11 protein-coding genes are annotated in these 11,373 nt (G+C 74.6%); 3 read left to right on the forward strand and 8 right to left on the reverse strand.

The annotated features are described in order from the left end of the window. Positions 1 to 393: 393 nt before the first annotated feature. The 5 genes from AC0CYZ_RS05300 to AC0CYZ_RS05320 form a co-directional block, all read right to left on the reverse strand. Positions 394 to 1,323: a gamma-glutamylcyclotransferase gene (locus AC0CYZ_RS05300; protein ID WP_472213039.1), complete on the reverse strand. Its 930-nt coding sequence runs from the start codon at positions 1,321 to 1,323 to the stop codon at positions 394 to 396. Between the two features lie 227 nt (positions 1,324 to 1,550). Next, positions 1,551 to 2,195, reverse strand: coding sequence for an MBL fold metallo-hydrolase (locus AC0CYZ_RS05305; RefSeq protein WP_472213041.1), 645 nt, complete (start codon positions 2,193 to 2,195; stop codon positions 1,551 to 1,553). Continuing rightward, positions 2,192 to 3,280, reverse strand: a complete 1,089-nt coding sequence (locus AC0CYZ_RS05310) for an S-(hydroxymethyl)mycothiol dehydrogenase (protein WP_472213043.1) — start codon at positions 3,278 to 3,280, stop codon at positions 2,192 to 2,194. Before AC0CYZ_RS05310 ends, AC0CYZ_RS05305 begins: the two co-directional genes overlap by 4 nt. A 164-nt stretch (positions 3,281 to 3,444) precedes the next feature. Further along, the gene (locus tag AC0CYZ_RS05315) at positions 3,445 to 4,623 is read right to left on the reverse strand and encodes an acetyl-CoA C-acetyltransferase (RefSeq protein WP_472213045.1); all 1,179 of its coding nucleotides are present in this window, start codon (positions 4,621 to 4,623) and stop codon (positions 3,445 to 3,447) included. A 226-nt stretch (positions 4,624 to 4,849) separates the two neighbouring features. After that, on the reverse strand, positions 4,850 to 6,118 hold the full coding sequence (locus AC0CYZ_RS05320; protein WP_472213047.1) for an alpha/beta fold hydrolase: 1,269 nt from the start codon (positions 6,116 to 6,118) through the stop codon (positions 4,850 to 4,852). Between the two features lie 274 nt (positions 6,119 to 6,392). Here AC0CYZ_RS05320 and AC0CYZ_RS05325 point away from each other — a divergent pair, with 274 nt between their 5' ends. Next, positions 6,393 to 7,133 carry a beta-ketoacyl-ACP reductase gene (locus AC0CYZ_RS05325; protein WP_472213049.1) on the forward strand — a complete coding sequence of 247 codons (741 nt, stop codon included), beginning with the start codon at positions 6,393 to 6,395 and terminating at the stop codon, positions 7,131 to 7,133. Positions 7,134 to 7,138: 5 nt separating this feature from the next. On the opposite strand, the gene AC0CYZ_RS05330 is transcribed toward AC0CYZ_RS05325, so the two are convergent. Beyond that, a complete protein-coding gene (locus AC0CYZ_RS05330; RefSeq protein ID WP_472213051.1) occupies positions 7,139 to 8,167 on the reverse strand; it encodes an alpha/beta hydrolase in 1,029 nt (342 codons plus the stop codon). Positions 8,168 to 8,687: 520 nt separating this feature from the next. On the opposite strand from AC0CYZ_RS05330, the gene AC0CYZ_RS05335 reads away from it, so the two are divergent. Continuing rightward, positions 8,688 to 9,287 carry a TMEM165/GDT1 family protein gene (locus tag AC0CYZ_RS05335; RefSeq protein WP_472213053.1) on the forward strand — a complete coding sequence of 200 codons (600 nt, stop codon included), beginning with the start codon at positions 8,688 to 8,690 and terminating at the stop codon, positions 9,285 to 9,287. Here the strand turns inward: AC0CYZ_RS05335 and AC0CYZ_RS05340 are convergent. Continuing rightward, positions 9,284 to 10,087, reverse strand: a complete 804-nt coding sequence (locus AC0CYZ_RS05340; RefSeq protein ID WP_472213055.1) for a polysaccharide lyase — start codon at positions 10,085 to 10,087, stop codon at positions 9,284 to 9,286. The genes AC0CYZ_RS05335 and AC0CYZ_RS05340 overlap by 4 nt on opposite strands. Positions 10,088 to 10,160: 73 nt before the next feature. Beyond that, the gene (locus AC0CYZ_RS05345; RefSeq protein WP_472213061.1) at positions 10,161 to 10,748 is read right to left on the reverse strand and encodes a glutamate racemase; all 588 of its coding nucleotides are present in this window, start codon (positions 10,746 to 10,748) and stop codon (positions 10,161 to 10,163) included. Between the two features lie 53 nt (positions 10,749 to 10,801). Here AC0CYZ_RS05345 and AC0CYZ_RS05350 point away from each other — a divergent pair. Continuing rightward, positions 10,802 to 11,373, forward strand: a 572-nt coding sequence (locus AC0CYZ_RS05350; protein ID WP_472213059.1) for a glutamate racemase, incomplete at its 3' end; no start/stop codon positions are given.

Here is an 11,373-nt window from a genome sequence, read left to right on the forward strand (position 1 = left end):
GGTGCGGCTGCTGGTCGTCCTCGTGGTCACGGTGGCGCTGCTCGTCGCCGCCGTCCCGCTCGCCGTGACCCAGGCGCCCCGGCTGCACTCGCCGCTGCTCGCGGCCGTGGCCTTCGGGGTCGCCGCCATCGCGTTCGTCGCCGGGGTGGCGCTCCTGGTCCGGGCGACGATGCTGCGCCGGCGCCCCGACGACGGGCAGCCACCGCCCGACGAGGCCGTGACCGAGCCCCGGGAGGGCCCGGAGCACATCGTCCTGGTACCCGCCGCGGGTCGGCTCACGGTGTCCACCGGCGCGTCGGCCACCGGTCCGCGCCACGCCCTCGTCGAGGCGGAGGCCCCCGAGGCCCGGGAGGCCCCGGGGGTCGCGGGAGCAGGGTCCGGCCGGGTGCCGCTTCAGGCGCGCCAAGGTCCGTCGACGGCCGGCCAGTCCCCGACCGGCCCGTCCCACACCCACGCCCAGCAGACCGTGGGCTCCGAGGACGCCCCCGACCCCGCCGTCGCGGAGGCCGCCGCCGTCCGGGCGGCCGCGTTCGCCACGCGGTACACGACCACGCGCTCGCGGCGGTAGTCCGGCCCCTCGTAGGCGTCGAGCGCCGGGAGGGCCGCCACCGGGTCGGCGAGCTCGACGACGTGGCCCGGGGCCAGGGCGCCGGCCGCAGCCGTCGCGTCGCGGACGAGCGCGGGGTAGCCGCGGCCGGTGTCGTGGACCCGGCCCGCCGTCGTCGCGGACCACGTGCCCCGCGCGGCCGGGGCGAGCCGCCACCACGCCCGGGCGCCGGGCTGCAGGGTGCCGTAGACGAACACCCGGGACGGCCAGCCCCGCGGGTCCGGGGTGCCGGCCGGGACGACCGTCGCCGCGCCGGCCGCGACCTCACCCGGGCCGCCGACCAGCGTCCGCGCCTCGGCCTGGGGCACGTCGCGGCAGCGGACCGGGGCGCCCTCGACGAGCAGCGGGGCCCGGATCCCCGCGGCCGGCCAGTAGGCGAGGACCGGGTCGAGCCGGGCGCCGTCGTCGAGCGAGACGACGCGGGCGGCGTACACCCACGCGAGCGCGTACCGCCGGCCGCGCCCCTCGCACACGTCGAGGACCGCCACCTGCTCCGGGGTCGCGAGCCACACCCCGTGCTCCTCGGGCGGCTCGTCGTCGGCGACCGGCGCGAGCGTCGCCGGCCGGGCCCCGTCGCGGGCCCGCAGCCCGGCGGCCCAGACCGCCGCCACCCCCGACACCGCGACCCGCAGCACGACGACGGGACCGTCGAGGCCCAGCTCGCGCCGCAGCCACGTGATCTTCGAGGGGCACCGGTTCGAGCCGAACGCGAGCACCGGGACCCGCCCCGCCAGCGGCGGCGCGCCCCGCGCGGCGAGCCACGCATCGATCGCGGTGCCCCCGACGCGCCACCCGCCGGCCGCGCCCGCGTCGGGCGCGAGCCGGTGGGAGGCCGCGTCGAGGTGGACGAACGAGGAGCCCGGCGCGACCCCGGGGTACGGGTCGGCCGGGTACTCCTCGTCCGGGACCGGACCGTCGCCGGCCGGGCCTCCTCCGGCCGGGTTCAGTAGCCCCGCTCGCGGTACTCCTCGAGCCGGGGGGCCTCGTCGCCGATCCTCGTGACGTCCCCGTGCCCGGTGCGCACGATGGTGTCCCCCGGCAACGTGAAGATCTTGTCGCGCAACGTCTCGATGATCACGTCGAAGTCCGAGTACGACGGGCCCGTGGCGCCCGGCCCGCCGTTGAACAGCGTGTCCCCGGAGAACAGCGTGCCCAGGTCGGGTGCGTAGAAGCACGTCGAGCCCGGCGAGTGCCCCGGCGTCGCGATCGCCCGCAGCGTGATCCCGCCGACGGTGAACGTCTCGCCGTCGGCGAGGGTCCCGTCGGGCTCCCGGTCGGGGTAGGTGAGGTTCCAGACCACCTTGTCGTCCGGGTTGAGCAGGATCGGCGCCTCGAAGGCCTGCGCGATGGCCGGGGCGGCGTTGACGTGGTCGTTGTGCGAGTGGGTGCACAGGATCGCCGCGACGTCACGGTCCCCGATCGCTTTCTTGATCGCGTCCGCGTCGTGCGGGGCGTCGATGAGCACGACCTCGGAGCCGTCGCCGACGATCCAGACGTTGTTGTCGACGTCGAAGGACTTGCCGTCGATCTCGAACTGCCCGGACGTCGTCAGGTGCTCGACGCCCTCGCCGACCTTCTCGGCGCTCACAGGATCACCACCGACCGCAGCACGTCGCCGGCGTGCATCTTCTCGAAGGACTGCTCCACCTCGTCGAGCGAGATCCGCTCGGTGACGAACTTGTCGAGCGGGAAGCGGCCCTGCAGCGCGAGGTCGACGAGCATCGGGAAGTCGCGGCTGGGCAGGCAGTCGCCGTACCAGGACGAGCTCAGCGACCCGCCGTGGGAGAAGAACGGCTGGAAGTCGGCCTCGAGCGTCATGTCCGGCGACGGCACCCCGACCAGGACGAGCCGACCGGCGAGGTCGCGGGCCTCGAAGGCCTGCTTCCACGTGGCCGGGATGCCCACCGCGTCGATGACGACGTCGGCGCCGAAGCCGTCGGTGAGGTCCCGGATGCCCTGCACCGGGTCGGTCTGCTTCGCGTTGATCGTGTGGTTGGCGCCGAAGCCCTTGGCCCACTCGAGCTTCCGGTCCTCGGTGTCGACGGCGATGATCGTCGTGGCGCCGGCCAGCGCCGCGCCCGCGATCGCCGCGTCGCCGACGCCGCCGCAGCCGATCACCGCGACGCTCTCGCCGCGCGCGACCTTGCCGGTGTTGAGCGCCGCGCCCGCCCCGGCCATGACGCCGCAGCCGATCAGGCCGGCCTCCGCGGGGTCGATGTCCGGGTTGACCTTGGTGCACTGCCCGGAGTGGACCAGCGTCTTCTCCGCGAACGCGCCGATCCCCAGGGCCGGCTTGAGCTCCTCGCCGGTGTCCTTGAGCGTCATCGACTGCGCGGCGTTGTGGGTGTCGAAGCAGAGGTGGTGCTTGCCCTTGCGGCACGCGCGGCACACCCCGCAGACGGCGCGCCAGTTGAGGACGACGAAGTCGCCGACCTCGAGGTCGGTGACCCCCTCGCCGAGCGCCTCGACCTTCCCGGCGGCCTCGTGGCCGAGCAGGAACGGGTAGGCGTCCTCGATGTTGCCCTCGCGGTAGTGGAGGTCGGTGTGGCAGACCCCGCAGGCCTGGATCGCCACGACGGCCTCACCGGGCCCCGGATCGGGGATCACGATGGTCTCGACGGTGACCGGCTTGCCCTTTTCCCGGGACACCACGCCCCGGACTTCCTGCGGCATCTTCGCCCTCCCAGACTGCGTCGCCGTGCATGCACCCGTGCGCAGGATTCCACGTGACCGCCGCCACTACGCAACCCCGTGATCGACCCCGGAACGAACGAACGGCACTCCTGCCGCCGTGCGCGCAGCAGAAGTGCCGTTCGTCGTGTGGGATCGGGCGTGGATCAGACGTGCAGGATGAGCGCCGAGCCCTGGCCGCCGCCGCCGCAGAGGCTCGCGACCGCGTAGCCGCCGCCGCGGCGCTGCAGCTCGTGCGCGGCGTGCACGGCCAGGCGGGCGCCGGTGGCGCCGACCGGGTGGCCGAGCGCGATCGCGCCGCCGTCGGTGTTGACCTTCTCCGAGTCCAGCCCGAGCTCGCGGGCCGACTGGATGGCGACCGCAGCGAACGCCTCGTTGATCTCCCACAGCTCGACGTCGGAGGGCTCGATGCCCTCGCGGCGCAGCGCCTTGAAGGCGGCGTTCGAGGGCTGCGAGAGCAGCGAGTTGTCCGGCCCGGCCACCCAGCCGTGGTTGCGGATCTCCGCGAGCGGCGTCAGGCCCAGCTCCTGGGCCTTCTTCGCGGACATGACGACGGTGGCGGCCGCGCCGTCGGAGATCTGCGAGGAGCTGCCGGCCGTGATGATGCCGTCCTTGGAGAAGGCCGGGCGCAGCTTGCCCATGCCCTCGGCGGTGGTGTCGCCCCGGACGCCCTCGTCCTCGGTGACCTCGATGGGGTCGCCCTTGCGCTGCGGGACCGGCACCGCGACGATCTCGGCGTCGAAGCGCCCGTTCTTCGCGGCGTCGGCGGCGCGCTGGTGCGACGCGGCCGAGACTTCGTCCATCTCCTCGCGGGAGAGGCCGAGCGCCTTCGCGTACTTCTCGGTCGAGGCGCCCATCGACTCGTGGTCGTAGACGTCGGTCAGGCCGTCCGACTCGGTGGCGTCGAGGATCTTCCCGCCGCCGTACTTGTAGCCCCGGCGGGCCTTCGGGAGCATGTAGGGCGCCCCGGTCATGGACTCCATGCCGCCGGCGACCACGATGTCGTACTCGCCGGCCTGGATCATCTGGTCGGCGATCGCGATGGCGTCGAGGCCGGACAGACAGACCTTGTTCAGGGTGAACGACGGGGTCGACATCGGGATGCCGGCGTCGGTCGAGGCCTTGCGGGCCGGGTTCTGGCCGGAGCCGGCCTGGATCACCTGGCCCATGATCACGTACTCGACCTGCTCGCCGGACAGGCCGGCCTGCGCGAGGGCGCCCTTGATCGCGGTGGCGCCGAGGTCGCGGACGTCCATGTCCGCGAAGGCGCCGGAGAGCTTGCCGATCGGCGTACGAGCGCCGGAGACGATGACGGAGCCGGGCATGTGGGGTTCCTCCTGGGCGGATCGGGATATCGAACGTGACACGACGGCGGGCCGTGCTCGATGGGCGCGGAGACCTCGGCTCGGCTCCGCAGCGCGTCCCGGGGACGCACCGGATACCCGAACCTAACCCGCGACACCGCCCCCGTCGAAGGGTCCGACCGAGGTCCTCCCCGGCCGGAGAGGGCGGCGGATCGGTTCAGGGGCGGCGTCGCGGGTCGTCGGGTCGTCAGGCGGCGTCGGCCGCGTCCACCCCGGAGAACCGCGCGACCTCGGCCATGAGCGGCGGCCACTCCTCGCGCAGCGCCTGGTTGCCCATGAAGAGCCCGAGGTGGCCGCCCGGTGCCGTGCGGGTCCAGATCCGGTCCGGCGACGTCGAGACCGCGTCCGCCGCGCGGAACACCTGGACCGGCGGCGTGATGTGGTCGGTCGCCCCGCCGAGCAGGAGGAGCGGGCAGTCGAGGGCACCGAGGTCGACGCGGCGGCCCCCGACGACGAGGTCGCCGGTGATGAGCTCGTTGCCCGAGAAGAGGTGCTCGACGAGCCAGAGGTAGAACGTGCCCGGGACGTCCTGCGTGTGCTTGAACCAGTCCTCGAACGTCTGGTACCGCGCGATCGCGGCCGGGTCGTCGAGATGGCGCAGCAGGTCGACGTGCTTGGCGATCTCGGCGTCCGGGCTCATCGCGATGAAGCCGTTGAGCACGAACTGGCCGGGCATGTTCCCCCGGCCCATGGCCACCATCGCGCGGTAGGGCAGCGTCCCGTAGCGGCGGGACGTCACCCGCGAGGAGGCCCCGATCGCGGTGTCGCCCGCGTGGAAGTCGATCGGCGCCCCGGCGAGGGTCAGCGTGTTGATGCGCTCGGGGTGCAGCGCCGCGTAGATCGCGGAGAGCCACCCGCCCTGGCAGTCACCGACGAGGTTGACCGAGGAGTGCCCGGTGCCCTCGAGCGCGGTGTCGACCGCGCGGTCGACGACCGCGACGTAGTCCTCGATCGTCGTGCCCTTGGTCGCCTGCGTGGCGCCGACCCAGTCGAGCGTGAGGGCCCGCGTCAGGCCGGCCGCGCGGATGACCTGCATCTGCGACTGGGTGGGCGCGAAGTCGACGATGCACGAGTCGTGCCCGGCCTGCGGCGGGAGGACGAGGGTCGGCACGACGTCGTCGGTGGCCCCGTCGGTGAAGTCGCGCAGCCGGGCGATCGGCGTCTCCCACAGGATCCGATGCTCGGTCGACCAGGTCGGGCGTCGCCGGCCCAGGACGTGGCGCCACCAGCGCGCGGTGTCCCACACGGTGCGGTGCGGGGTCGCGGCCTGGGCGAGCGCGCGGGTGGTGACGTAGGCGCCGCCCTCGGCGAGCGCGGTCGCCGCCTTGCGCAGCGTCTCGCCGCGGAAGGTGCGTAGGTAGGCCGCGGGGTCGACCGGGTCCAGGCTCGGCGCCTCCGGGGCGCCGGGGGGAACCTGCTGGGGTGCTGCGTCGTGGGCCGTCGCCTCTGCCGTCATGACTACCTCCTCGCGCAGCCCGGTGCGTTGGCCCCGGAGCCCGGGTCCGGGCCCCGGCGACGCCGCCGGTTGCTCGACGGAACGCTAGGTCTGCTTGGCATGGTTCGCAACGAGGGTGCCCGATCGGGCGCGGCGCACAGCCGTCCGGCCGGGGTCGGAATCACGGATGTGTCGCGGATCGCCGATCGGGGTGTGACCGCGACCACCGGCGGGCACGCTCAGGCTCGGCGGACAGCCACGATCCTTCAGGCACGCGAGCGACGGGAGGCCGGCGATGGCCGACATGACCGGACAGGTGGCAGTGGTGACGGGCGGGGCCCGCGGGATCGGGAAGGCGATCTCGGAACGGCTCGCGAATCGCGGGGTGAAGGTCGCGGTCGGCTACTCCGGCGGCCACGACACGGCGGCCGAGCTCGCCGAGAAGTACCCCGGCATGACGATCCACCAGGGCAACATCGGCTCGCGGCAGGACTGCGAGCGCGTGGTGCAGGAGGTCTACGACCAGCACGGCCGCATCGACATCCTGGTCAACAACGCCGGCATCACGGCCGACAAGATGCTGCACAAGATGGAGGTCGACGACTGGGACAGGGTCATCCAGGTCAACCTCTCGGGGACCTTCTACATGTCCCACCTGGTGTTCCAGCAGATGCGCGAGCGGGAGAGCGGGCGGATCGTCTCGATCTCCTCGGTCATCGGTGAGCGCGGCAACGCGGGCCAGGCGAACTACGCCGCGACGAAGTCCGGCCTCTTCGGCCTGACCATGTCGCTGGCCTCGGAGGGGGCGAAGAAGGGCATCACGGCCAACTGCGTGGCGCCGGGCTACATCGAGACCGACATGGTCGCCGGGGTCCCGCAGAAGGCGATCGACGCGATCGTCAGCCAGGTCCCGGTCGGCCGGCTCGGCCAGCCCGACGAGGTGGCCCGCGTCGTCGAGTTCCTCGCCGACCCGGACTCCGCCTACATCACCGGGCAGGTCTACAACGTCAACGGCGGGCTCTACATGTCCTCCTGAGCCGGTCAGGCCAGCCGCGCGGCGAGCTCCTCGCAGATCTCGGCGAGGGCCTCGCCCGCGGCCCGGCACACGCCGGGGAAGCAGATGAAGCCGTGCACGGCGCGGGCGTGGTCGGAGTGCCGCGTCGGGACGCCCGCGTCGCGCAGGCGCTCCGCGTAGGCCACGCCGTCGTCGTGCAGCGGGTCGACCATCGCCGTGATGACCAGCGCGGGCGGCAGGTCGCGGTGGTCCGGCGCGCGCAGCGGGGAGCAGAACGGGTCGCTCGCGTCGCCGCCCTCGCCGAGGTAGTTCGTGCGGAACACGTCCATGTCGGCGCGCGTCAGCATCGGGCCGCGCTCGAACGCCGTCGTCGACGGGGCGTCGAAGGTGAGGTCGACGACGGGGTAGAGCAGCACCTGGGCGTCGATCACCGGCCCGGCCTCGCGCGCGAGCAGGCACACCACGGCGGCGAGGTTGCCGCCCGCGCTGTCGCCCATCACCGCCACCCGGTCGGCCCGGCCGCCGAGGGCCTCGGCGTGGCGGACCGCCCAGCACAGCGCGGCGTACCCGTCGTCGCGGGCGGCCGGGTAGGGGTGCTCGGGCGCGAGCCGGTAGTCCACGGAGACGACGAGGGCGCCGACGCGCGCCGCGACGTGCGCGCACAGCCAGTCGGACTGGTCGAGGTTGCCGAGCGAGCCGCCCCCGCCGTGGAAGTTGACGACGACCGGCAGGCCCTCGTCCGGGTGCCGCCCGGCGGGGAGCGGGCCGTGCGGGCGATAGAGGCGCAGCGTCAGCGGCCCGTCGGGTCCGGCGATGCGCAGGTCGGTCAGCGAGACGTCCTCGGGCATCGGCCCGAAGACCCGCGAGGTGACGACGTTGTGGGAGAGCCGCCGGCTCCGGGCGCGGGCGAGGTCCTCCGCGCTCATGCGGCTGATGGCGATCACCCCCACCCGGTCGGTGATCCACGTGAACACACGGGTGCGCACGTCGATCTCGATCGGCCCCGCGGGCGGACCGTCGACCCGGGCGGGGGAGTGCGTGGCCGTGCGTGCCACCGGACGCAGCGTCGGACCCGGCATCACGCCTCCTCTCGGACGCCCACCTGGCGCGGGGGCACGACATACCCGTTCGGCGGTCGACCGCGGTGCGGTTACTCCGAACGGGAGCGTGGCGAGGAGCATGGCGTGTGCCAGCTCACGTGACCAGCCGGATCGGGTCGCCCGATCGTGGGCGCTCGGTGACCAGCGCCGGGCGGACGCTCGCCCGGGAGGGTGGCGGCATGTCGCATCGGGGACACGCCGTCACGAGGCGACGAGCGGGGGCCGCCGGCATGATCCGGACCGCGGAGACCGGACCGGCCCGCGTGCTAGCGTCGATCCCGAACGAAGGGGAGTAGCTCCCAACGCCGCGGTCGACACACTGATCGCCGCCCGGACACGGGCGGTCATCCGGCCGCGGCGGCCACCGGATGCCGGTGGCGGGCGAGACCTTCGGTGCCGATCCGCAGCACCTCCGGGTCGCGCCGGAGACGCGCCCGCGCCCACCGGCCCGGCCCGGGAGAGCGAGAGGACCTTCGTGGGCATCTTCCTGGTCGCCCTGGGCGTCAGCTTCGCCGTGATCTTCGTCGCCGAGCTCGGCGACAAGTCGCAGCTGATGGCCCTGACCTTCGCGACGCGGTACCGGGCGTGGCCCGTGCTGCTCGGGATCTCGGCCGCGACCGCCGTGGTGCACGCCGTGTCCGTGGGTGTGGGTTACCTGCTCGGCGCCGCCCTGCCGACCTTCTGGATCAGCCTGGCCGCCGCCGTGGCCTTCGTCGTCTTCGGGCTGTGGACGCTGCGGGGCGACGACCTGTCCCGCGCCGAGGAGGAGAAGGCGGACCGGACCGGGCGCTCGGCCGTCCTCGCGGCCTCGCTCGCCTTCTTCCTCGCCGAGCTGGGCGACAAGACGATGCTCGCCACGATCACGCTGGCGACGCAGTACCCCGGCTGGGGCGGCGTGGTCGGGGTGTGGGCCGGGTCGACGGTCGGCATGGTCGTCGCGGACGGCCTGGCGATCGCGGCCGGCCGGTTGCTCGGCCGCAGCCTCCCGGGCAAGGCCATCCGGATCGGGGCCGCGGTGCTGTTCTTCGCCTTCGGCGTCTGGCTCGCCGTCGAGGCGTTCCTGGGTCGCGTCTAGGAGCTGCTGGCCAACGCGGACGCCGCGTCGCGGTCGGAGGCGATGACGACGTCGTCGTAGTAGACGGTGCCCTCCTGGTCGATGTCCGACGACCGGTACAGCCCGGTCTTCAGGTACGACCGGTCGCCGTCGTAGAGCGTCCCGCCGCGCGGGTGGTAGTCCGTAGCCACCTGCCGGCCGTCGAGGTACGCGTCGACCGCGCCCTCGTCGGGGTCGGACGAGAAGTGCACCCGCAGGACGAGGTCGGTCCGCGCGCCCGCCGGGGCCGGCCCGAGGTCGCGCTGCCAGTGCTTGCCGATCGCCTCACCGCCCTCGAGGACGAACCGGCCGCCGTGGACCTGGACCGAGAGGGGCGGGCTGCCCTCACCGAGGTTCTTCCACTGCGCCACGACCTGCCAGTCCGAGGTGTCGACGGGGAAGTCCTCCGGCAGGTAGAGCGCCAGCCCGAACCAGTACTCGTCGCCCTCGCCGAAGGACCGGTAGTCCGGCTCGAGCTCCGAGCGGGTGCCGCCCCCCGGGACGGTGTAGGCCACCGCGGTGCGGCCCGGCACGTCGGGGCTGGTCACCGCCTTCGGGTCGTCGGCGTCGTCGGTGTTCCACGGGGTGGCCCGGTAGGTGTCGAGCACGGTGGCGGCGTCGGTGCCCGAGCGCCACAGGACCCCGGCGCCGGTCGGCCCGGACGAGGCGCCGCCGCCCGGGGAGCGGCCGGTGGTCCCGGCGCTGCACGCGGCGAGCAGCAGGGTCGCGACGACGAGGACCGCCGAGGCGACGATCCGGGACGCGCGCGGTGGGACGATCACTCCGTCGAGCGTACGGACGTGCCGGTGAGCACCGGGTCTCCTCCGGCGGCCGGGGGTTCCGGCGGTGCAGGGTTCAGGCGGTCCCGGCGAGGGCGTCGTCGCGCACCGGGGGCGGCAGCAGGCCCGGGTCGACCGGGCCGGCGGCGGCGAGCGCGAGCCCGACCGGGTAGGCCCGGGCCGTGGCCGGCAGGTCGCCCTCGTCGCCGGAGAGCAGCACCGAGATGCCGGCCGGGTCCGCGCCCGGGGCGGGGTCGAGGCCCAGGCGCCGCAGCGCCTGCCCCGCCACGGCGCGGGAGCTGTCGTAGAGCCGGACGCCGGGCAGCGCGGCCGCGATCGTGTCCGAGACGAGCGGGTAGTGGGTGCAGCCGAGCACGATCCCGTGCGCGTCGGCCGGGGTGCGGGACGCCCCGACGCCGACCGCGGCCGCGACCGCGCCGGGGTCGGCGGCCTCGACGGCGTCCGCGAGCCCGGGGCACGGCACCGTCGTGGCCTGCCCCGGCGTCGCGAACAGGGCGACGAGGTCGGCCTGGTAGGCGCTGGCGCTGGTCCGCTCGGTCGCCCAGATGCCGAACGGCTCGCCCGAGCCGGCCGCCGGCTTGACGGCGGGGACGGTCCCGACGACCGGGTGGCGGGGTTCCAGCTCGGCGCGCAGCGGGACCAGGGCGGTGACGCTCGCGGTGTTGCACGGGACGACGACGGCGTCCGCGCCCCGACGTGCACCTCGACCTGTGCATGGACCCCGCCGGGATGCCGTGGGGCCCGCGGGCGGGCGAGTGGATCGTCGAGCGGGTGCTCTGGGTGGCCCGGCTCGCGATCGCCCGGGGCGCGGACGCCGTCGTCGTCCCGTGCAACACCGCGAGCGTCACCGCACTGGTCCCGCTGCGCGCCGAGCTGGAACCCGGCCACCCCGTCGTCGGGACCGTCCCCGCCGTCAAGCCCGCGGCCGGCTCGGGCCGCCCGTTCGGCATCTGGGCGACCGAGCGGACCAGCGCGAGCGCCTACCAGGCGGACCTGGTCGCCCTGTTCGCCACGCCGGGGCAGGCCACCACCGTGCCCTGCCCGGGCCTCGCGGACGCCGTCGAGGCCGCCGACCCCGGCGCGGTGGCCGCGGCCGTCGGCGTCGGGGCGTCGCGCACCCCGGCCGACGCCCACGGGGTCGTGCTGGGCTGCACCCACTACCCGCTCGTCTCGGACGCGATCGCCGCCGCCCTGCCCGGCGTCCGGCTCTACGACAGCTCGCGCGCGGTCGCGGGGCAGGCGCTGCGCCGGCTCGGCCTCGACCCCGC

It is taken from the genome of Actinomycetospora sp., from assembly GCF_055612215.1.